The sequence below is a fragment of the Kitasatospora sp. NPDC030952 genome, assembly GCF_055571335.1.
In genome coordinates this window covers 396,951-417,791 of sequence record NZ_JBVIFM010000003.1, presented here as the reverse complement: position 1 = coordinate 417,791, position 20,841 = coordinate 396,951, and the positions used below count along the sequence as shown (strand labels likewise).

General features: G+C 74.0%; 21 protein-coding genes and 1 pseudogene. 12 read left to right on the top strand and 10 right to left on the bottom strand.

Annotated elements, in window-relative coordinates; translation table 11 throughout:
- Window positions 1–95: 95 nt before the first annotated feature.
- Both ACZ47G_RS09455 and ACZ47G_RS09450 read left to right on the top strand, forming a co-directional pair.
- Window positions 96–905: a DUF1707 SHOCT-like domain-containing protein gene (locus tag ACZ47G_RS09455; RefSeq protein WP_465740835.1), complete on the top strand. Its 810-nt coding sequence runs from the start codon at window positions 96–98 to the stop codon at window positions 903–905.
- A gap of 313 nt (window positions 906–1,218) precedes the next feature.
- The gene (locus ACZ47G_RS09450) at window positions 1,219–1,596 is read left to right on the top strand and encodes a WhiB family transcriptional regulator (RefSeq protein WP_380453915.1); all 378 of its coding nucleotides are present in this window, start codon (window positions 1,219–1,221) and stop codon (window positions 1,594–1,596) included.
- Between the two features lie 222 nt (window positions 1,597–1,818).
- Here ACZ47G_RS09450 and glpX read toward each other — a convergent pair whose 3' ends face one another.
- Window positions 1,819–2,859 (bottom strand): class II fructose-bisphosphatase, encoded by a 1,041-nt coding sequence (glpX, locus tag ACZ47G_RS09445; protein ID WP_465740834.1) that lies wholly within the window; start codon window positions 2,857–2,859, stop codon window positions 1,819–1,821.
- Window positions 2,860–3,074: 215 nt separating this feature from the next.
- Here glpX and ACZ47G_RS09440 point away from each other — a divergent pair, with 215 nt between their 5' ends.
- The gene (locus tag ACZ47G_RS09440; protein WP_465740833.1) at window positions 3,075–3,611 is read left to right on the top strand and encodes a DUF4245 domain-containing protein; all 537 of its coding nucleotides are present in this window, start codon (window positions 3,075–3,077) and stop codon (window positions 3,609–3,611) included.
- A 76-nt stretch (window positions 3,612–3,687) separates the two neighbouring features.
- Here the strand turns inward: ACZ47G_RS09440 and ACZ47G_RS09435 are convergent, their stop codons facing one another.
- The 4 genes from ACZ47G_RS09435 to ACZ47G_RS09420 all read right to left on the bottom strand — a co-directional run bounded on the left by ACZ47G_RS09435 (window position 3,688) and on the right by ACZ47G_RS09420 (window position 7,619).
- Window positions 3,688–4,290, bottom strand: a complete 603-nt coding sequence (locus ACZ47G_RS09435; RefSeq protein ID WP_380453885.1) for a malonic semialdehyde reductase — start codon at window positions 4,288–4,290, stop codon at window positions 3,688–3,690.
- Window positions 4,291–4,427: 137 nt separating this feature from the next.
- Window positions 4,428–4,688: an exodeoxyribonuclease VII small subunit gene (locus ACZ47G_RS09430; protein ID WP_465740832.1), complete on the bottom strand. Its 261-nt coding sequence runs from the start codon at window positions 4,686–4,688 to the stop codon at window positions 4,428–4,430.
- Between the two features lie 149 nt (window positions 4,689–4,837).
- The gene (xseA, locus tag ACZ47G_RS09425) at window positions 4,838–6,088 is read right to left on the bottom strand and encodes an exodeoxyribonuclease VII large subunit (RefSeq protein ID WP_465740831.1); all 1,251 of its coding nucleotides are present in this window, start codon (window positions 6,086–6,088) and stop codon (window positions 4,838–4,840) included.
- Window positions 6,089–6,260: 172 nt separating this feature from the next.
- Window positions 6,261–7,619 carry an APC family permease gene (locus ACZ47G_RS09420; RefSeq protein ID WP_465740830.1) on the bottom strand — a complete coding sequence of 453 codons (1,359 nt, stop codon included), beginning with the start codon at window positions 7,617–7,619 and terminating at the stop codon, window positions 6,261–6,263.
- A 110-nt stretch (window positions 7,620–7,729) separates the two neighbouring features.
- Here ACZ47G_RS09420 and ACZ47G_RS09415 point away from each other — a divergent pair, with 110 nt between their 5' ends.
- Both ACZ47G_RS09415 and ppgK read left to right on the top strand, forming a co-directional pair.
- On the top strand, window positions 7,730–8,704 hold the full coding sequence (locus ACZ47G_RS09415) for a 4-hydroxy-3-methylbut-2-enyl diphosphate reductase (RefSeq protein ID WP_465740829.1): 975 nt from the start codon (window positions 7,730–7,732) through the stop codon (window positions 8,702–8,704).
- 167 nt (window positions 8,705–8,871) lie between these two features.
- Entirely contained in the window at window positions 8,872–9,618 is a 747-nt protein-coding gene (gene ppgK, locus ACZ47G_RS09410) for a polyphosphate--glucose phosphotransferase (RefSeq protein WP_465740828.1), read from the top strand.
- 18 nt (window positions 9,619–9,636) lie between these two features.
- Here the strand turns inward: ppgK and ACZ47G_RS09405 are convergent, their stop codons facing one another.
- Window positions 9,637–10,227, bottom strand: coding sequence for a DUF6542 domain-containing protein (locus tag ACZ47G_RS09405; RefSeq protein WP_465740827.1), 591 nt, complete (start codon window positions 10,225–10,227; stop codon window positions 9,637–9,639).
- A 162-nt stretch (window positions 10,228–10,389) separates the two neighbouring features.
- Between ACZ47G_RS09405 and ACZ47G_RS09400 the strand changes: the two genes are divergently transcribed.
- The gene (locus ACZ47G_RS09400) at window positions 10,390–10,782 is read left to right on the top strand and encodes a VOC family protein (RefSeq protein WP_465740826.1); all 393 of its coding nucleotides are present in this window, start codon (window positions 10,390–10,392) and stop codon (window positions 10,780–10,782) included.
- An 84-nt stretch (window positions 10,783–10,866) separates the two neighbouring features.
- Window positions 10,867–11,940 (top strand): redox-regulated ATPase YchF, encoded by a 1,074-nt coding sequence (gene ychF, locus ACZ47G_RS09395; RefSeq protein WP_380453901.1) that lies wholly within the window; start codon window positions 10,867–10,869, stop codon window positions 11,938–11,940.
- Between the two features lie 83 nt (window positions 11,941–12,023).
- Here the strand turns inward: ychF and ACZ47G_RS09390 are convergent, their stop codons facing one another.
- The 4 genes and pseudogenes from ACZ47G_RS09390 to ACZ47G_RS09375 all read right to left on the bottom strand — a co-directional run bounded on the left by ACZ47G_RS09390 (window position 12,024) and on the right by ACZ47G_RS09375 (window position 14,538).
- Window positions 12,024–12,284: a Txe/YoeB family addiction module toxin gene (locus ACZ47G_RS09390; RefSeq protein WP_465740825.1), complete on the bottom strand. Its 261-nt coding sequence runs from the start codon at window positions 12,282–12,284 to the stop codon at window positions 12,024–12,026.
- Window positions 12,281–12,538 carry a type II toxin-antitoxin system Phd/YefM family antitoxin gene (locus tag ACZ47G_RS09385; RefSeq protein WP_465740824.1) on the bottom strand — a complete coding sequence of 86 codons (258 nt, stop codon included), beginning with the start codon at window positions 12,536–12,538 and terminating at the stop codon, window positions 12,281–12,283. The genes ACZ47G_RS09390 and ACZ47G_RS09385 overlap by 4 nt, the downstream gene beginning before the upstream one ends.
- A gap of 118 nt (window positions 12,539–12,656) precedes the next feature.
- Window positions 12,657–13,322, bottom strand: coding sequence for an HAD-IA family hydrolase (locus ACZ47G_RS09380; RefSeq protein ID WP_465740823.1), 666 nt, complete (start codon window positions 13,320–13,322; stop codon window positions 12,657–12,659).
- A 68-nt stretch (window positions 13,323–13,390) separates the two neighbouring features.
- Window positions 13,391–14,538 (bottom strand): annotated as a pseudogene (locus tag ACZ47G_RS09375) (dihydrofolate reductase family protein).
- A 182-nt stretch (window positions 14,539–14,720) separates the two neighbouring features.
- Between ACZ47G_RS09375 and ACZ47G_RS09370 the strand changes: the two are divergent.
- From ACZ47G_RS09370 to ACZ47G_RS09350, 5 genes are all read left to right on the top strand, one after another.
- On the top strand, window positions 14,721–15,557 hold the full coding sequence (locus tag ACZ47G_RS09370; protein ID WP_465740822.1) for a methyltransferase domain-containing protein: 837 nt from the start codon (window positions 14,721–14,723) through the stop codon (window positions 15,555–15,557).
- A gap of 134 nt (window positions 15,558–15,691) precedes the next feature.
- A complete protein-coding gene (locus tag ACZ47G_RS09365; protein ID WP_465740821.1) occupies window positions 15,692–17,188 on the top strand; it encodes a DUF4190 domain-containing protein in 1,497 nt (498 codons plus the stop codon).
- A 142-nt stretch (window positions 17,189–17,330) separates the two neighbouring features.
- A complete protein-coding gene (locus tag ACZ47G_RS09360) occupies window positions 17,331–17,495 on the top strand; it encodes an SPOR domain-containing protein (protein ID WP_465740820.1) in 165 nt (54 codons plus the stop codon).
- A 21-nt stretch (window positions 17,496–17,516) separates the two neighbouring features.
- The gene (locus tag ACZ47G_RS09355; RefSeq protein ID WP_465740819.1) at window positions 17,517–17,963 is read left to right on the top strand and encodes a (deoxy)nucleoside triphosphate pyrophosphohydrolase; all 447 of its coding nucleotides are present in this window, start codon (window positions 17,517–17,519) and stop codon (window positions 17,961–17,963) included.
- Between the two features lie 139 nt (window positions 17,964–18,102).
- Window positions 18,103–20,838: a SpoIIE family protein phosphatase gene (locus ACZ47G_RS09350; RefSeq protein ID WP_465740818.1), complete on the top strand. Its 2,736-nt coding sequence runs from the start codon at window positions 18,103–18,105 to the stop codon at window positions 20,836–20,838.
- Window positions 20,839–20,841: the final 3 nt, after the last annotated feature.

Below are 20,841 nucleotides of genomic sequence, written 5' to 3'. Positions count from 1 at the left end.
CCAGGGTAGGACCCGGCCGCCGGACGCATGCGGACAGGTCGGCCTTGCGTGACCGGGCTCACTCGGGCAGCAGTGCGAGCGACTAGGCTTGGGCCGTGGACAACTCGCCGTCGCAGGACGACCCGGGGCAGCCGACGGTGCCGGCGCCCGTTCCCCTGACCAAGTCCGAACTGAAGCCCCAGCCCGAACCGAAGCCCCAGGCCGAACTGAGGCCCCAGGCCGAACTGACGCCCCAGCCCGGGCCCGAGGCGAACGCCCCGGTGGCACAGGCGGAGATGCGGGTCTCGGACGCCGACCGCGAGCGGACCGCGGAGCTGCTGCGGGACGCCTACGCCGAGGGCCGGTTGGACGCGGACGAGCACGCCGAGCGGATCGGGGCCGCCTACGCCGCCAAGACCTTCGGGGACCTGGTCCCGCTGACCAGGGACCTTCCGGCCCACCGGTCGGTGTCCTTCGACAAGCCGCCGCTGGACGCCTCGGCGCCGGCCCCCGCGCAGGCCCGGCCGCCGGCGCCGGCGCGGCACGAGGCCCCGTCCGTGGTGGCGATCTTCGGCGGCGCCTCCCGCAAGGGCCGCTGGCGGGTGGGCTCGCACCTGACGGCCTTCACCGCGTTCGGCGGGGTGGAGATCGACCTCACCGACGCCGTCTTCGAGTCCCCCGAGGTGGAGATCACCGTGACGGCGGTCTTCGGCGGGGTCGACATCCGGGTGCCGGAGAACGTGACGCTGCTCGGTTCCGGGGTGGGCATCTTCGGCGGCTTCGACGTCCGGGAGCAGACCGCGGCGGACCCGTACGCTCCGGTCGTGCGGGTCAAGGGCCTTGCCCTGTTCGGCGGTTGCGAGGCCAAGCCGCGCCGGGGCAAGAAGCTCAAGGAGTGGGTCCGCAAGCAACTCGGTACGGAATAGCACGAATTGACCTGTCGAGTGCCCGGCCGGGAATCAACTCCCGGTCGGGCACTCGGCGTTGTGTCCGGTGCACTCCGTAGTCGATTGCGTGCAGTGTGCATGAATCGGGGCCGGGCGGGGTAGTTCCTTCCGCACATCGCTTCTTGTACGGCTGTGCACCGGAGGCGGCCCAGCGGCCGCCCCGGGCGTTGGACAGCGGGGGTTCGCAGCCGGCAGGGGAGCGAGGTTCCCCGTGTCCGAGAGCCTCGTCAGGAGTACGGCCGTGCTGCATCCGATCGAGTCCCGCACCACCTCGCCAGTCGCCGCCGCCCAGTTGCTGGAGCGCCGGCCGGCCGTCCGCCCGCAGCCGCAACCCCCGGGCGGCGGCCAGGGCACGGCCGCGGGCGAGGACAATCCGTGGCACACCGGTGCGGCCTGTCGGCGGGACGAGGTGGGGCTGTTCTTCGCGCCCTCGAAGGAGCCGACGGCGGCCCGGCTGTCGCGCGAGGAGCAGGCCAAGCAGGTGTGCGCCCGCTGCCCGGTGCTGCTGGAGTGTCGTGAGCACGCGCTGGCCCAGCCGGAGCCGTACGGGGTCTGGGGCGGGCTGACGGCGGCCGAGCGGCGGGTGGTGCTGGCCCGGCGGCGGCGCCGGGACGCCGAGCTGCGCGAGGCGGCCCGGGTGGCCACGACCGGGCGCCGGATAGCCGGTTGACGCCGGGCCGAAGACCGGCCCGGTACGGCGGCCGCCCCGACGACGGCCGCGGCGGGACCGCGCCCGCCACCCGGACCGCGCCCGGCACCCGGATCGCGCCCGCCACCCTGATCGCGCCCGGCGTCGAGCTCGCGCCCGGCCGCCACGGCGGCCGGAGACGCGACGCGGCCCCGGCGGAGGGGGATTCCGCCGGGGCCGCGTCGCGCGCTGTCCGCGTCCGGGTCAGTTGGCCCGGTCGAAGTCGATCGCGCTGTAGGCCCGCAGCTTCGACAGCTTGTGGACGGAGTTGATCTCGCGGATCGTGCCGCTCTTGGAGCGCATCACCAGCGAGCTGGTGGTGGCGGTCTCCGAGCGGTAGTGGACGCCGCGCAGCAGCTCGCCGTCGGTGATGCCGGTGGCGACGAAGAACACGTTCTCGCCGCTGACCAGGTCGTTGGTGGTGAGCACCCGGTCCAGGTCGTGCCCGGCGTCGATGGCCTTCTGCCGCTCGGCCTCGTCCTTGGGCCACAGCCGGCCCTGGATGACGCCGCCCATGCACTTCATCGCGCAGGCCGCGATGATGCCCTCGGGGGTACCGCCGACGCCCATCAGCAGGTCGATGCCGGTGCCCTCGCGGGCGGCCATGATGGCGCCGGCCACGTCGCCGTCGGAGATGAACTTGATCCGGGCGCCCGCCTCGCGGATCTGCCGGACCAGGTCGTCGTGGCGCGGGCGGTCGAGCACGACCACCGTGACGTCCTCGACGGCGCTGCCCTTGGCCTTGGCGACCCGGCGGATGTTGACGGCCGGCGGGGCGGTGATGTCGACGAAGTCGGCGGCTTCCGGGCCGGCCACCAGCTTGTCCATGTAGAACACGGCGCTGGGGTCGAACATGGTGCCGCGGTCGGCGACGGCCAGCACGGCCACCGCGTTGTTCATGCCCTTGGCGGTCAGCGTGGTGCCGTCCACCGGGTCGACCGCGACGTCGCACTCGGCGCCGGTGCCGTCGCCGACCCGCTCGCCGTTGTAGAGCATCGGGGCTTCGTCCTTCTCGCCCTCGCCGATGACGACCACGCCGTTCATCGAGACGGTCGAGACGAGGGTGCGCATCGCCTTGACGGCGGCACCGTCGGCGCCGTTCTTGTCACCCCGGCCGACCCACCGGCCGGCGGCCATCGCCGCTGCCTCGGTGACCCGGACGAGCTCGAGCGCGAGGTTCCGGTCCGGAGCCTCGGGCGCGACCTCCAGGGCACTGGGAAGGTGGTGCGGGTACTGCGTGGTCATCGTCGTTACCTCTCTGTACGCGACGGCCAGTGAGCGCCCGACTACTGCCAGGTCGAACGCCGTGGTGAGGGTAGTGCGATCGTATCTGCCCACGAGATGACTGTCTGTGGCGCGGGTCGCCACCCCGGGACGGAAACCACCGGTTCGTCCTGCTTCACCCGTACGTGCACACCCCGGGTGGACCCGGCGGAATGTGGATGAGTCACCATGAGGGGGTGGCTGCAGAGAGCAAGGGCATGAGGGGTCGGCAGACCGTACGGGACATGGTCCTGTCGATGCTGGCGGTCGGTTTCGTCGTCTGGATCGGTTACCTGTTCCTCCCGCACGACGCGAACAGCGACCCGGTGCACGTGGTCGAGTACAAGGTGGCGGCGGCCTCGGCGAAGCGGGCCGCGCCGTACCCGCTGCTGTCCCCGGACGGGCTGTCCGACAAGTGGCGGGCCACCTCGGTCAGCTACACGCCGGCCGGCATCGACAACGGCAAGGGCAACGCCTGGCACCTGGGTTTCGTGACCCCCTCCGGCCAGTACGCGGCGGTCGAGCAGGCCGACGTCCCGCGCGAGAAGCTGCTGGCCGACAAGGTCGCCGGCGCCCAGCCGGACGGCACCTCGGACGCCGCCGGGCACAGCTGGGACCGGGTGCAGGGCGAGAAGGCCCGCGCGCTGGCCGTCCAGACCGGCTCGGCGACCACCCTGATCACCGGCACCGCCTCCTACGAGGAGCTGGCCGAGCTGGCCCAGGCGCTCAAGTAGCGGCCGGCCGCCCCGCGAACGCGGAAGGGCCCGCACCGGACGAACCGGTGCGGGCCCTTCGCCGTGTCGCCGCGGATCAGACCGTGGTGACGACCTCGTCGTAGGCCAGGCGCGGGGAGCGCGGGAACCAGGCGTCATCGCCCGGCTTGCCGATGTTGACCACGGCCAGCACCGAGTGCTCGCCGTCGCCGAAGAACTCCTTGTTGATGCCCTCACCGTCGAAGCCGGTCATCGGGCCGGCGGCCAGGCCGGCGGCGCGCACGCCGATGATGAAGTAGGCGGCCTGCAGGGCGCCGTTCAGCTTGGCGGACTGCTCACGGACGGCGCGCTCCGAGAAGAACACGTCCTTGGCCTGCGGGAAGTGCGGGAACTGGGTCGGCAGCTCCTCGTGGAACTCGTTGTCCGCGGCCAGGATGGCGACCAGCGGGGCGGCGGCGGTCTTGGCCTTGTTGCCGTCCGACAGGTGCTGGACGAGGCGCTCGCGGCCCTCGGCGGAGCGGACCAGGACGACGCGCAGCGGCTGCTGGTTGAAGGCGGTCGGGCCGTACTTGACCAGGTCGTAGATGGCCTGGACCTGCTCCTCGGTGACCGGCTCGTCGGTGAAGGTGTTCGCGGTGCGGGCCTCGCGGAACAGCAGGTCCTGAGCGGCGGCGTCGAGTACCAGGGCGTCGGTGGTCATGCTTCTGCACCTCATGCGGGAGGGGGTTCGTCGGAGTGACCGGCGCGGCCGATCAATTCCTCCAACATAGGTGAAGATTCAACGATTCCCCAAGTGATTGTGACCTGCCCCACACCCGCCCGGTGCTGCCCGGAGGATCACTCCCCGCCCGGGGCCCCGCCCTCCTCGGCGGCCAGCGCGGCGTCCAGCCGGGCCCGGGCACCGTCCAGCCAGCGCTGGCAGACCTTCGCCAGCTGCTCGCCGCGCTCCCACAGCGCCAGCGACTCCTCCAGGGAGGTGCCGCCGTTCTCCAGTTGCCGGACCACGTCCAGCAGTGCGTCCCGGGCGTGCTCGTAGCCCAGCGCGTCGTCCGGGGTCGGTGCCGCCGCGTCCTGCTGCTGCTCCTGCTGCTCTGCCATGCGTGCCAGCGTAGGGGCTGGCGCCGACAGGGGCGGCTCCCACGGGCCGGAACCCGGGCTCGGCGAGCACTCGATCGCGCCCTCCCGGCCGAAGTCCCACCAGCCGCTACCGGTCCCGACCGGCCACGGCCCGTCCCGGCCAGCCGCGGTCAGTCCCGGCCAGCCACGGCCGGTCCCGGCTGGTCCCGTTGCTCCGGCGCCACCGTGACGTCGAGGCCGCCGCCCGACACCCGGGCGTGCAACCCCTCCCCGGCCGTGACCTGCGCCGGGTCCGTCACCACCGAGCCGTCGGCCCGCTGCAGCACCGCGTAGCCGCGCTCCAGGGTGGCCGAGGGCGAGAGCGCGACCACCCGGGCCAGGGTGTGCCCGAGGTCGCTCTGGGCGTGGTCCAGCCGGTGCCGCAGGGTGCGCCGGGCCCGCTCCAGCAGGCCCTCCACCTCCTGGCCGCGGCCGTCCAGCATCCGGTGCGGGGCGGCCAGCACGGGGCGGCTGCGCAGCCCGTCCAGCCCGTGCAGCTCGCGCTCGACCCGGGACCGCACGTGCCGACGGGCCCGGTCGCGCAGCTGGCGGACCTTGGCCAGCTCCTCGCCGACGTCCGGAACCACCCGTTTGGCGGCATCGGTCGGGGTGGAGGCGCGCAGGTCGGCGACGAAGTCCAGCAGCGGCTGGTCCGGCTCGTGCCCGATCGCGCTGACCACCGGCGTACGGGCGGCCGCGACCAGCCGCACCAGCCCCTCGTCCGAGAACGGCAGCAGGTCCTCCACGCTGCCGCCGCCGCGGGCCACGATGATCACGTCCACCTCGGGGTGCTCGTCCAGCTCCCGGACGGCCGCGCTCACCCGCTCCACCGCGCTGACCCCCTGCACCGGGACGTTGCGCACCTCGAAGCGCACGGCGGGCCAGCGCCGCCGGGCGTTCTCCAGCACGTCCCGCTCGGCCGCCGAGCCCCGCCCGGTGACCAGCCCGACGCACTGCGGCAGGAACGGCAGCCGCTGCTTGCGCGCCTCCGCGAACAGTCCCTCCCCGGCCAGCCGCCGCTTCAGCTGCTCCAGCCGGGCCAGCAGCTCGCCCAGCCCCACCGGCCGGATCTCCGAGGCCCGCAGCGACAGCTGCCCGCGCGCCGCGTACCACTCCGGCTTGGCGTGCACGACGACCCGCGAGCCCTCCTGCACCACGTCCGCGACCTGGTCGAACACCGAGCGGAAGCAGGTCACCGTGAGCGACACGTCGGCCTGCGGGTCGCGCAGGGTCAGGAACACCACGCCCGCCCCGGGGCGGCGGCTGAGCTGGGTGATCTGCCCCTCGACCCACACCGCGCCGAGCCGGTCGATCCAGCCGCCGATCAGCGCGGAGACCTTGCCGACCGGGAGCGGGGCTTCGGGGGAGCTGGAGTTGGCCATGCGTACGAGGCTAGGGCGTGTCTTGTGGATCAGGCCAGGCCCGCGGCGTCAGGGCACGCACCTCGCCGCGTTGTCGTCGGTCGCCGATGCTCCGCATGGACTCCCTCCTCCGCCTTGCGATGCACGCACCCTGACGCCGCGGTCTGATCCGACCTGATCCACAAGACACGCCCTAGCGGCGCCCGCCGACACCGTCCGCCGTGGCGCCCTGCACGCCGAGCACCACCAGGCCGACCGCCAGCCAGACCAACCCGACCAGCTGCGCGGTGGTGGCGGCCTCGTAGACCACCGCGCCGATCACCGCGATCCCCAGCAGCGGGACGACCAGGTGCCGCAGCCGGTCCCGCGAGCCGTGCCGGACGGTGTACCAGCCGATCACCGAGGCGTGCAGCAGCGCGAACGCGGTCAGCGCGCCGACGTTCACCACCGAGGTCAGCTGGTCCAGCCCGTCGTCCCGCTCGGCCGCCCAGACCGCCGCCGCCATGGTGACCACCGCGGCCGCCAGCAGCGCCCGGCGCGGCACCGCGCTGCCCGGGTCGACCGAGCCGAGCAGCCGCGGCAGCCGCCCTTCCCGGCCCATCGCGAAGACCAGCCGGCCGGCCGCCGCCTGCCCGGCGAGCGCCGCGAAGGCCGCGCCGATCGCCTTGCTGGCCGCCACCAGCACGTGCAGCCAGTGGCCGACGCCGCCCTCCACGGTGTCGTAGAAGGCCGAGCCCTGGGCGGCCGGGTCGGCGGCCAGCTGCTGCGGGGCGGTCGGCTCCAGCACCGCCGCCAGGTAGGTCTGGGCGACGAACAGCACCCCGGCGAGCGCCAGGCACCACAGCACCGCTCGGGCCACCGCCGCCGAGGCGCCGACCGCCTCCTCGACGAAGGTCGCGATCGCGTCGAAGCCCAGGTAGGAGAGGACCGCGACGGAGACCGCGGAGAGCACCGCGGTCGGCGAGAAGTCCCCGACGGCGGTGAACGGGGTGTCCCAGCCGCGCCGCGCGCCGTCCCGCGCCAGCACCACCACGGCCGCGACCACGAACACCACCAGCACCGCGATCTCCAGCGCGAGCACGGCGAAGCCGACCGCGGCCGCCGTCCGCACCCCGATCAGGTTGAGCGCCGTGGTCACCACGACGGCGATCGCCGTCCACACCCAGCGGGAGACCTCCGGCACCAGCGAGTGCAGCGCGATCCCGGAGAACAGGTAGGCCACCGCGGGGATCAGCAGGTAGTCCAGCATCGCCATCCACCCGGCGACGAACCCCGGCCCCTCGCCCAGCCCGGCCCGCGCGTAGGCGAAGACCGAGCCGGTCTGCGGCACCGCGCGCACCATCTGGGCGTACGAGAAGGCGGTGAAGCCCATCGCGACGGTCGCCGCCAGGTAGACGGTGGCGACGGCGCCGTGGCTCTTGGCGTCCAGCACGCCGAACACGCCGACCGGGGCCATCGGGGCGATGAACAGCAGTCCGTAGACCATCAGATCGCGGACGCCCAGGGTGCGGCGCAGGCCGCTCGGCGTCGACTGCTCGCTCACAGCGCTCATGGTGACCAGATTTGAGCACTTTCCAACCCTTTGCGACCGGAAAGCGCCCACCGTCGGCGCGGCTCCCCGTCCGGGGCGGCGGGCCTCCCGACCGCCCGTACGATGGACCCATGTCCAACACCGCGCAGCGCCGTGTCCTGCTCGCCGCCCCCCGGGGCTACTGCGCGGGTGTCGACCGCGCCGTGATCGCCGTGGAAAAGGCCCTGGAGCAGTACGGGGCGCCCATCTACGTCCGCAAGCAGATCGTCCACAACAAGTACGTGGTGCAGACCCTGGAGAAGAAGGGCGCGATCTTCGTAGACGAGACGGAGGAGGTGCCCGAGGGCTCGATCGTGGTGTTCTCCGCCCACGGCGTCGCCCCGGCCGTCCACGACGAGGCGCGGGCCGGCAAGCTCGCCACCATCGACGCGACCTGCCCGCTGGTCACCAAGGTGCACAAGGAGGCCGTGCGCTTCGCCGACGAGGGCTACGACATCCTGCTGGTGGGCCACGAGGGCCACGAGGAGGTCATCGGCACCATGGGCGAGGCCCCGGACCGGATCCACCTGGTGGACGGTGCCGAGGACGTCGCCAACGTCCAGGTGCGGGACGAGTCCAGGATCGTCTGGCTGTCCCAGACCACGCTGTCGGTGGACGAGACCATGGCCACCGTCGGCGAGCTGAAGAAGCGCTTCCCGGCGCTGGTCAGCCCGCCCAGCGACGACATCTGCTACGCGACCCAGAACCGCCAGGTCGCGGTCAAGCAGCTGGCTCCGGAGACCGACCTGCTGATCGTGGTCGGCTCCAAGAACTCCTCCAACTCGGTCCGGCTGGTCGAGGTCGGCCTGGAGTACGGCGCCAAGGCGGCCCACCTGGTCGACTTCGCCGAGGAGATCCAGGAGTCCTGGCTGGAGGGCGTCACCACGGTCGGCCTGACCAGCGGCGCCTCGGTGCCGGAGATCCTGGTCGACGGCGTGCTGGAGTTCCTGGCCGCGCGCGGTTACGACACGGTCGAGACGGTCAAGACCGCCGAGGAGCACCTGATCTTCTCGCTGCCCAAGGAGCTGCGCCGCGACCTGCGCTCCGAGGCGGCGGGCAAGCTGTAACGCGTTTCGGCCGAACACGTCGGACCCGGTGCCCGGTGCGGGCGCCGGGTCCTTCGCCGTCCAGGACCGTGGGTGCTCTTTGCTGTGCACCCCCGCCCGGGCTCTCGTAACTTTGTGCACAGGCTGTGGACGAGCCGGTCCGCGGCCGGACGGCGGAGGGTGGAGCGATGACGGCGGTATTCGGCGTGGACATCGGCGGTTCGGGCATCAAGGGCGCCCCGGTCGACCTCGCCCGCGGGGTGCTCGCCCAGGAGCGGCACAAGGTGCTCACCCCGCAGCCGTCCGAGCCGGAGGCCGTGGTCGCCGCCGTCCGCGAGGTGGTCCGGCACTTCGACCACCAGGGCCCGGTCGGGCTGACCTTCCCCGGTGTGGTGGTCGGCGGCCGCACCCGGACCGCGGCCAACGTGGACAAGGGCTGGATCGGTCTGGACGCCGAGGCCCTGTTCCGCGACGCGCTGGACCTGCCCGCGACCGTCCTCAACGACGCGGACGCGGCCGGCCTCGCCGAGACCGCGCACGGCGCCGGGCGGGGCGAGCCGGGCGTGGTCCTGGTGCTGACCTTCGGCACCGGCATCGGCAGCGCGCTCTTCGTCGACGGCGTGCTGGTGCCCAACACCGAGCTGGGCCACCTGGAGCTGCGCGGCAAGGACGCCGAGCGCCGGGCCTCCTCGGCCGCCAAGGAGCGGCACGACCTGAGCTGGGAGCAGTGGGCCGGGCGGGTCGACGAGTACCTGGACCTGGTGGAGATGCTGTTCTCGCCGCAGCTGATCGTGATCGGCGGCGGGGTGAGCCGCAAGCACGAGAAGTTCCTGCCGCTGCTGAAGGACCGCGGGGCGCGGGTGGTGCCGGCGGAGCTGCGCAACGACGCGGGCATCGTCGGGGCGGCCATGGCGGCGGCCCGGGCGGCGGGCTGACACCCGCGCGCCGGGCCGTCAGCGGGAGCGGTGGAACCGGCGCTGGGCGACGAAGCGGGCCAGCACGATCAGCGCGGCCAGCCCGGTGCCGGAGAACAGCCAGCCGGCCCGCAGCGCCAGCCCGGTCGCCAGCGCCACCACCTGGGCGGTGACGCCCTCGGAGGTGACCGGGGCGAGCAGCAGCAGGCCGAGCGCGAAGGCGATCGGCCCGCTGATCGGGGCGGCCAGCAGGTCGGCGTAGCGGACCCGGACGGCCAGCTGGAAGCAGACCACCAGGTAGCCGAGGCCGAACAGCCAGCCGAGGTCGTCGAAGAGCACCCGGTCCAGGCCGGCCACCGCGAGCGTGGCCAGCACCGCGAGCACGCCGGTGCCGATCGCGGTCAGCCGGGTCGGCCGACCGGTCCGGCGTCGCCCGTAGACCCGCAGCCGGCGCTTCGGGGCCGGGCGCGCGGCGGGCCGGTCGGCCACCGGGCGCAGCCGGGAGGGGGGAGCCGCGGGGGCTCCGGCGCTCTCGGGCGCCCGGCCGGGACCGGGGACGGCGGCCGAGGCCGCGCTGTTCGGCGGACGGCGTCTGGGACCTGGCGGCTGGGTACGGATGCTCTGCTCCACCCGCCCAACGTACGGTCCGATCATCGCCACACTGTGTAATGGACCGTTCAGGTCTTGTCCCGTGTCCCAGGATGGCGTACTCCTGTGATCGTCACTCAAGGGGCTGACCTGCTCGGCCGAGTCGACACATCATGATCATCTGATCACCGTACGGGGGACCGCATGACCACCGCATTCACCTTCGAACGCCTCGACCACGTCCAGCTCGAAATCCCGGCCGGCGCCGAGGACGAGTGCCGCGCCTTCTGGTCCGGCGTGCTCGGCATGACGGAACTGGCGAAGCCGCCGGTGCTGGCGGCCCGCGGCGGCTGCTGGTTCCGCGGCGGCGGGGTCGAGGTGCACCTCGGCGTCACCCCGGACTTCCGCCCGGCGAAGAAGGGGCACCCGGGCATCCTGGTGCGCTCCCTGGACGCCCTGGCCGAGCGGCTCACCGCCCACGGCCACGAGGTGACCTGGGACGACCACCACCCCGGCCACCGCCGCTTCTACTCCGCCGACAGCCTGGGCAACCGGCTGGAGTTCCTGGAGCCGCTGCCCGCGCGGACCGAGGCGTGAGCCTCCGAGGGAGCTGCCCGTAGACTTGGGGGTCGGCCCGTACGGTGCCGACCCAACTCCTCCAAGCCCACGGGACTGCGCTTCATGTCGCTCACGATCGGAATCGTCGGCCTGCCGAACGTCGGCAAGTCGACCCTGTTCAACGCCCTGACCAAGAACGACGTGCTGGCGGCCAACTACCCGTTCGCCACCATCGAGCCGAACGTCGGCGTCGTCGGCGTCCCGGACGGGCGGCTGGCCAAGCTCGCCGAGATCTTCGGCTCCCAGCGCATCCTCCCGGCCACCGTCGACTTCGTCGACATCGCCGGCATCGTGCGCGGCGCCAGCGAGGGTGAGGGCCTGGGCAACAAGTTCCTCGCCAACATCCGCGAGTCGGACGCGATCTGCCAGGTCGTGCGCGCCTTCACCGACCCGGACGTGGTGCACGTGGACGGCAAGGTGTCGCCCAAGGACGACATCGAGACCATCCACACCGAGCTGATCCTGGCGGACCTCCAGACCATCGAGAAGGTCCTGCCGCGGCTCCAGAAGGAGGCGCGCCTCAAGAAGGAGACCGCCCCCGTGCTGGCCGCCGCCGAGGCCGCGCAGGCGGTCCTGGAGACCGGCAAGACCCTCTTCGAGGCCGGCTTCGACACCGCCCCGATCCGTGAGCTGCACCTGCTGACCGCCAAGCCCTTCCTCTACGTCTTCAACGTGGACGAGGACGAGCTGGCCGACGAGGACTTCAAGAACGCCCAGCGCGAGCTGGTCGCCCCGGCCGAGGCGATCTTCCTCAGCGCCAAGATCGAGTCCGAGCTGATCGAGCTCGACGACGCCGAGGCCCTCGAACTCCTCCAGTCCATGGGCCAGGAGGAGCCCGGCCTCGCCACCCTCGCCCGGGTCGGCTTCGACACCCTCGGCCTGCAGACCTACCTCACGGCCGGCCCCAAGGAAACCCGCGCCTGGACCATCAAGAAGGGCGCCACCGCCCCCGAGGCCGCCGGAGTCATCCACACCGACTTCCAGAAGGGCTTCATCAAGGCCGAGGTGATCTCCTTCGACGACCTGGTCGAGACCGGCTCCATCGCCGAGGCCCGCGCCAAGGGCAAGGCCCGCATCGAGGGCAAGGACTACGTCATGCAGGACGGCGATGTGGTGGAGTTCCGCTTCAACGTCTGACCGGGCGTCGAGACGTGTCGCTCGGCCTGTGTGTCCCACGCGGGCCGAGCGACATCTCGTGTCCGTACGGGCTCCTCGCCGGCTCAGTTCTCGTAGTGGTAGCGGCACTGGGCGATCAGGATCGAGTCATCGGTGACCTTGTAGATCAAGCGGTGCTCGTCGTTGATCCGGCGGGACCAGTAGCCCTGGAATCCGTGCTCGAGCGGTTCCGGTTTGCCGATCCCCTCGTTGCCGTTGCGTGCGACATCGGCGACGAGCGTGTTGATCCGCTTGGGGATCTTGCGGTCCTGGGTCTGCCACCACAGGTAGTCCTCCCAGGCCCGGGAGGCGAAAGTGATCTTCACTCCGGGGCCGCCGGCTCCCGTACCGTCCCTCCGCCGTCCTCCAGCTCCTCGATGGAGGCCAGTAGCCGGCGGGCGTTGGCGGGGCTGTGCAGGAGGTAGACGGTCTCCTTGAGGGACTGGTAGTCCTCCAGCGAGACGATGACCACCGGTTCGTGTCCTGCGCGGGTGATCACTATCTCCTCACGGTCGTCCGTGACCGCGTTGAGCACCTCGGCGTAGCGTGCACGGGACTCCGAGTAGGTCATCGTCTTCATGACTTGACTCCTCCAGTGGGTACAAGAAACTGCACGCCCGTGCTGGTGGGGCGCCACAGAGGCGGCTCATCGGCGGCCCGCCCCACGCTGCCGCGGCTCGGTCGGTCCGCCCGGTCGGTCAGGCCTGGACGGTGATGGTCAGGACGCCGTCGGGGGCGGTGGTGACGGTGACGGCGTCGAGGGTGGCGGCGAGGGCGTCCGGGTGGTGGGCGGCGGCGCGGGGGCCGATGCCGATGACGCGCATGCCGGCCGCGCGGGCGGCGGCGATGCCGGCGCCGGAGTCCTCGAAGGCGAGGCAGTCGGCGGGGGCGAAGCCGAGGGCGGCGGCGCCCTTGAGGAAGCCCTCGGGGTCGGGCTTGCTGGCGCCGACGGACTCGGCGGTGACCAGGACGGCCGGCATCGGCAGGCCGGCGGCGTCCATCCGGACCTGGGCCAGCGGCAGGTCGGCGGAGGTGACCAGGGCGTGCGGGAGGCCGGCCAGCGAGGCGAGGAAGGTGTCGGCGCCGGGGATCCGGACGACGCCCTCGGTGTCGGCGCGCTCCTCGGCGAGCATCTGCTCGTTCTCGGCGAGGTTGACCTCGACCGGGCGGTCCGGCAGCAGGACGGCCATGGTCGCGTGGCCCTGGCGGCCGTGGACGACGGTGAGCGCCGCGACCGGGTCGAGGCCGTGCCGCTCGGCCCAGCGGGTCCAGCAGCGCTCGACCACGGCGTCGGAGTTGACCAGGGTGCCGTCCATGTCGAGCAGGAGGGCGCGGGCGGTGAACCGGACGGGGGCGGCGGTCATGGGGCTGCTCCAGGGGGAGGGGCGGAAGGAGGAAAAGCGAGACATTTGTTTCTAGATGATACAAAAGATCACGGGAGCAGGTGGGCATTGACCGCCCGGGCCTCCTCGGCCAGCTCCGGCAGCTCCACCACCTCGACCCCGGCCGCCTCCAGCAGGGCCGTGCCCTGGCAGTCCGTGACGAAGAGGTCCGGCTCGCGCCAGGCCACCACCACCCGCGGCACGCCCGCCGCGATCAGCAGCCGGGCGCACGGCACCGGGCGCGAGGCCCGCCGGCCGCAGGGCTCCAGGCTGCTGTAGACGGTCGCCCCGCGCAGTCGGGGGTCGCCCGCCGGGAGCTTGGCCAAGGCCGCCTCCTCGGCGTGGTCGTGCGGGTCCGCCTCCCGGCTGTAGCCCTCGGCCAGCACCTCGCCGTCGGCGCCGACGACCACCGCGCCGACCGAGAAGGCCGTCGCCGAGGGCGGGCAGCGGCGGGAGAGTTCGACCGCCCGGCGCAGGTGGTCGAGGTCGGTGGCGGCGGGACGGGTCACGGCGCGGGCTCCTTCGGGGCGTACCTGAGCAGGACGACGTCGCCCACCGTACGTGCCTCCAGCAGGCGCATCCGCCGGGTCGGGCCGCCCGGGAATGCGGCCGGGCGGACGAACCGGGGCGCCCCCTCCTGGCCGACCAGCAGCGGGGCGACCGCCAGTTGGAGTTCGTCCGCCAGGCCCCGGGCCAGGAACTGGGTGTGCACCCCGCCGCCGCCCTCCACCATCAGCCGGCGCACCCCGCGCGCGCCCAGGTCGTCCAGCACCGCGCCGAGGTCCACCGAGTCGCCGAGCGGGACCACCTCGGCCACCCCGTCGAGCCGGGGCGCCAGCACCGCCGCCCCGGCCGCCGTGGTGTAGGCGAGCTTGGCGCCGCCGGTGTGCCAGAAGCGCAGGTCGGCGTCGAGCGCGCCGCCCGCGCTGAGCGTCACCTTTAGCGGGTGCTCCGGGCGCCCGGCCGCCACCCGGGCGGCCCGCCGGGCGGCGTCGTTGACCAGCAGCCGCGGGTTGTCGGCGCGCAGGGTGTTGCCGCCGACCAGGATCGCGTCGGCGGCCGCCCGCTCCGCGTCGACCCGGTCGAAGTCGGCGGCGTTGGAGAGCAGCAGACGCTCGGGGGTGGCGTCGTCGAGGTGGCCGTCGAGCGACACGGCGGCGCTCAGCAGGACGAAGGGGCGCTGGCCGGGGCCGGGCATGGGCGGGACCGTTCTGTCGGGGCCGTTCGGTCGGGGCGCCTCCACGGTACGGCGGCCCGGGGCGGCCGGGGCGTGCGATGGCCGCTATGTGAGACGGATTTTCTCGCCATGCGGGATGGGCGTAGCGTCGAGGTGTCGCGGAGACGGAACGACGGAACACCGACCACGCCTCAGGGGGACCCATGTCCGGACCACAGTCCGCCGCCTACACCCACGGCCACCAGGAGGCCGTACTGCGCTCGCACCGCTCCCGCACCGCCGCCGACTCGGCCGCCTACCTGCTGGACCGGCTGCGGCCCGGCCAGGCACTGCTGGACGTCGGCTGCGGCCCCGGCACCATCACCGCCGACCTGGCCGAACTGGTCGGCCCGGCCGGGCGGGTGGTGGCCGTGGACGCCTCCGCCGAGGTGCTGGAGCAGGCCGCCGGGTACGTCGCCGGGCGCGGCCTGTCCAACGTGGTGTTCGAACTCGCCGATGTGCACCGACTGCCGTACCGGGACGGCGAGTTCGACGTGGTGCACGCCCACCAGGTGCTGCAGCACGTGGCAGATCCGGTGGCCGCGCTGGGCGAGATGCGCCGGGTGACCGCCCCCGGTGGGGTGATCGCCGCCCGGGACGTCGACTACGCCTCGATGACCTGGTTCCCGGAGGTGCCCGCGCTGGACCGCTGGCTGGAGCTGTACCGGCGGACCGCCCGCGCCAACGGCGGCGAGCCGGACGCCGGGCGGCGGCTGCTCTCCTGGGCCCGCGCGGCCGGCCTCACCGAGGTCACCGCGAGCACCGGCACCTGGACGTTCGCGACGCCCGAGCGGCGTGACTGGTGGGGCGGGATGTGGGCGGACCGGGTGACCGGCACGGCCTTCGGCCGGACGGCGGTGGAGCGGGGTTTCGCGGACCGGGACGAGCTGGCCCGGATCGCGGACGGCTGGCGGGAGTGGAGCGCCGCCGAGGACGGGTGGTTCTCGATGCTCCACGGCGAGATCCTGGCCCAGGTCCCGGAGGCCGGACCGGGGCGGTGACGGCCGGGCGGGCGTTCGGAAAGATCGGGTAAAGTCGCGCGACCGTCCAGATCGGGCCCGCCCGGCCCGAGCGGCGGTGTCGAGAGCCGAAACGCCGAGTAAGAGGCCCGCTCCGGCGGGTCGGGGGAGCCGACGTGTCCAAGCCTGAGTCCGGGCCGCCCGCCGCCGCGGGGCCGGACCCGCGGGTGGACTTCCGCAAGGAACCGGACACCGAGGACGCGCCGGACACCGGGGCCGCAGCGAACCCCGAGAACCCCGGGGACCCCGATGGCGCGGCGCCGAAGGCCCTGAAGGCGCCGGAGACCCTGAAGGCGCCGGAGACCCCGGAGCTCCCGGGGGCGAAGGGCGCGCCGGACCCGCGGGACCCGTGGGCCCCGCCGGCCGACCCGCCCGCCCCGGCGCCGTCGCAGGCCCCGCCTCCGCCGCCGCCCCCGCCGCTGCCGGCCGGAGGCTGGGCCTCGGTGCCGCCCGCCGCCGAGTCCGGCTTCCGGCCCGCGGCCCCGCAGCCGCGGCAGAACCCGGCCCCGCACCAGCCGCCCCACCCCTACCCGCCGTACCCCCACACCCCCCTCAATCCGTACGACCCCCGGCCGGAGCCGCGCACCAACGGCTTCGCCGTCGGCTCGCTGGCGACCGGCCTGAGCCTGCTCTCGCCGGTGGCCCTGGTGTTCGGGGTCATCGCGCTGTTCCAGATCAGGCGGCGCGGGCAGCGCGGCCGGGGCATGGCGGTGACCGGCCTGGTGTTCGGGGCGGCGGGCACGGTGCTGCTGTCGCTCGCCCTGGGCGCGGGGGACTTCGGTCCCGCGCGGGACGGGCGCGGCGGCGGGTACGCCCAGAAGCCGCCGGCCGGATCCGTCCGCTGGTCCGCCCTGAAGGCCGGGGACTGCTACACCTCCTCCGGCGTGAGCGGGAAGCCGGACGAGAACGGCGACGAGACGGTCTCCTGGGTGCGCCAGGTGGCCTGCTCGGAGCGGCACAACGGCGAGGTGGCCGGCACCGCGAAGGTCCCCGACAGCGGGGGCCCCTACCCGGGCGCGGCCGTCGTGCGCGAGCGGGCCGCCATGCTGTGCCGCACGGTGCTCGACGACTACGCGCTGGACCAGTGGGCCGTCCCGGACGGCATGGACGACGTCTACCTCTACCCGAGCGCCGGCAACTGGGCGGTCGGCGAACGGTACGTCACCTGCGCCTTCGAGGACCGCGAGGACCAACACCTGGGGACGGTCCGCACCGACCGCCGCAGCCTGACCTCGGTTCAGCTGGCCTACCTGGAGGCCGTCCGGGGCTTCAACACGGCCTACGTGGACGCGCCGGCCAAGGACGTGGCCGTCGCCGAGGCCGAGTACCGCTCCTGGGCCCGGAGGATGGCCACCGCCTCCCGGGCCGAGGCCGCCGCGCTGCGCCGGCCGACCGCCGAGTGGCCGACCGACGTCCAGCCGAAGATCGACAAGCTGGCCGAGACCCAGTCCCAGGCAGCCGCCGCCTGGGACGCCGCGGCCACCGGCAGCGACCTGGCGGGGGACCTTCGCCGGGCCCGCGCGCTGGTCGCCAAGAGCACTCCGCTCAGCGTGGACGTCCGGCGCTCGCTCGGCCTGTCCACCGGCGAGCAGGTGCCCGACCTCCGGGTCTGAGCCGCCCGGCCGCCGGGTTACCCGGCGTTAACCCCGCCCGTACCTGACGGTAGCGAACGGCCCGTAGGGTCACCCCGGTGTCCCCGGCCCGACCCCCACGCCGGCCGGGGACACCGGGCGCGCGCCCCGGTACCCTCCCGGCATGAGCACCTTCCGGGTGATGCGACAGGACGACAACGGCAACCGCTTCCTGGTCGCCGCGGACCTGCCCGAGGCCGAGGCGCACCGCCTGGCGGCCGAGTTCGAGGCGCGCGGCCACAAGCAGCTCTACTGGGTCGAGTCCCAGGGGCCGGATCCGGCCCCCTAGGACAGGCCCTAAGGTCGGGGCATGGACCAGACCGGCGAGACCACCACCGAGACCCCGCTCCGGATCGTCGTCGGCGGGGTGCTGATCCGCGGCGGCCGGGTGCTCGCCGCCCGCCGCAACTCGCCCGCGGCGGTCGCCGGGCGCTGGGAGTTCCCCGGCGGCAAGGCCGAGCCCGGCGAGACCGAGGCGCAGGCGCTGGAGCGCGAACTGCGGGAGGAACTGGGCGTACGGGCGCGGGCGCTGCGGCGGCTGCCCGGCGAGTGGACCGTGCGCCCGGGGCTGGAGCTGCGGTTCTGGGCCGCCGAGTTGCTGGCCGGCGAGCCGAGCGCGCTGGCGGACCACGACGAACTGCGCTGGCTGGGCCCGGCGGAGCTGGAGTCGGTGGACTGGATCGGCCACGACCGCGAGGTGCTTCCGCAGGTCGCGGCGCTGCTCGCGACGGCGGGCGACGCGCAAGCCGCCGGATAGGTCAATCGGACAAGACGACCCGGCGGCCGGGATAGCCTGGGTTCTGCTGGGTATGTCACTTTTCGGCACTATTCGTCACCAGTCGGTGAGCCGTCCCAGCCGGCGACGCCGATCCCGACCAGAGCCGGAGGCCCCGTCGGTGTCGACAACCGGGAACGGCGGCGGGGGAGCGCGGCGGGCGGGCACCGCCGCCGCCCGCGCCCGGCTGCGCCGCGCCGCCCGTCCGGCCGCCCCGCAGCCGCCGTCCGGCCGTCGGCGCGGCGGCCCCGCCGTCCCGGGTGCCGCGCCGCAGCCCGTCCAGCCGGCGCCGACCCTGGCCGTCCCCGAGGCCGGTGTCCAGCCCGGCCTGCGCAGTCGCCCCGGCCGGCCGTTCCCCGGCGGGCCGGCCGACGCCCGGCAGGGCCTGGGCGCGCCCCCCGACGGCAGCCTGCTGGACATGCTCAAGGTCGCCATCGCGATCCTGGACACCGCGGGCCGGGTGGTGTTGTGGAGCCCGGCCGCCGAGGAGCTGCTCGGCTGGCCGAGCGAGCTGCTGGTCGGCCGCCGGATCGAGGAACTGATCCCGGACCAGGAGCAGGTCGCCCGGATCCGGGCCGCCGTCCAGGACACCCTGCGGAACGGCCGCTGGGCGGGCAACGCCGAACTGCGCGACCGGGACGGCGTGCCGGTCGCCGTGGACGCCCGGATCTCCCTGCTGGTGGACGGCGACGGCACCCCGTTCCTGCAGGTCAACCTCGCCGAGGCGGCCGGCGTACGGGCCGTCGAGCGGGACCTCGCGGTGCGCGACGCGCTGTTCGAACAGTCCCCGCTGGGCATCGCCATCCTGGACACCGACCTGCGCTACACCGCCGTCAACCAGACCCTGGCCGAGATGAACGGCGTCGCCCTGGAGGACCACGTCGGCCGCACCACCGGCGAGACCCTGCCCGAGCGGGCCGCCGACGAGATCACCGCGATCCAGCGCCAGGTGCTGGCCACCGGCGAGCCGGTCATCGACGTCACCCTCGCCTCCCCGGTCACCACCCGGGCCGGCTACCGCTCGATCTCCTACAGCCGGATGACCGACCGGTCCGGCCGGGTGCTCGGCATCTCCGGCACCGTGATGGACGTGACCGAGCGCTACCGCGCGGTGGCCAAGGTCGAGCACGCCCGGCGCCGGCTCTCGCTGCTCAACGAGTTCGGCTCCCGGGTCGGCGACCTGCTCGACGCCGCCCGGATCGCCCAGGAACTCGCCAGCTCCGTCGTCCCCCGGCTGACCGACCACTCCGCGGTGATCCTGCTCCAGGCCGTCGCCCACGGCGACGACCTGCCCCGGCACGGCCACGACCGGCGCACCTCGCTGCTCCAGCTCGGCACCGCTTCCGTCCAGGACGGCCCCGAGGTCGAGGTGATGCTCCGGCGCGGCGCCCGGATCACCTTCGCCGAGGACTCCGCCTGCGGCCGGGTGCTGCGCACCGGCGTGCCCGAACTGCTTTCCGGCGCGGACCAGTTGGACGACGTCACCTACCCCGGCGACCCCAAGATGCAGGCCGCCCACGACCTCGGCGTCCACTCGATGCTGGTCGTCCCGCTGCGCGCCCGCGGCATCGTGATCGGCCTGCTGCTGGTCAGCCGGGCCGGCTACCGCGAGGGCTTCGACCGCGACGACCTCGCCTTCACCGTCGAACTCGCCGACCGGGCCGGCAGCTCGCTGGACAACGCCCGGCTGTACGCCCGCGAGCGCACCGCCGCGCTCACCCTCCAGCGCACCCTGCTCCCGCAGCAGGTCCCGCAGCCCACCGGTGTCGAGGTCGCCTACCGGTACGTGCCCGGCAGCAGCGGCACCGAGGTCGGCGGCGACTGGTTCGACGTCATCCCGCTGCCCGGCGACCGCACCGCGCTGGTGGTCGGCGACGTGATGGGCCACGGCCTGCGGGCCGCCGCCACCATGGGCCGGCTGCGCACCGCGGTCCGGGTGCTGGCCGCGCTCGACCTGCCACCGGACGTCCTGCTGCGGCACGTCCACGAGCTGGCCGACGACCTCGCCCAGGGCCCGGACGAGGCGCTGCTGGCCACCTGCGTCTACGCCGTCTTCGACCCGGGCACGGCGATGCTGACGGTGGCCAAGGCCGGGCACATCCCGCCGGTGCTGGTGGTGCCCGGCGAGGAGGCCACCGAGCCGACCCGCACCGGCGGCCCGCTGCCCGGCGGGGTCGGCCGGATCCTCGACCTGCCCTCCGGCGCCCCGCTCGGCGTGGGCGGAGTTCCGTTCGAATCGGTCGAACTGAAGATCCCCGAGGGCAGCCTGCTCGCGCTGTGCACCGACGGCCTGGTGGAGTCCCGGGACAAGGACCTCGACGTCGGCCTCGGCCGGCTGGTCACCGTGCTCCAGGACCCGCACGCCTCCATCCAGGCCGCCTGCGAGGCGGTGCTCGACACCATGGAGCAGGGCCGCGAGCCGGACGACGTCGCCCTGCTGCTGGCCCGGCTCGGGCACGGCCAGGCCGGCACCCCGACGGCCGGCTGGACCCTGCCCGCCGAACCCACCGCCGTCTCCCGGGCCCGCCGGCTGGTCCGCGCCACGCTCGCCGAGTGGGGCGTCGAGGACCTCACCGACACCGCCGAGCTGCTGGTCAGCGAGCTGGTCACGAACGCCGTCCGGTACGCCAGTGCCCCGATCGGGGTGCGGCTGACGCTCGGCGAGACGCTGCTGGTCGAGATCTCCGACCCGCTGCCGGACCCGCCCCGGGAGCGCCACGCGGCCGAGGCCGACGAGGGCGGCCGGGGTCTGGAGCTGGTCCACCGGCTGGCGCTGCACTGGGGCGCCCGGGCCGAGGGGATCGGCAAGGTGGTCTGGTTCGAGCTCGCGCTGCCGGGTAGTGACCCGGCAGAGTGACGC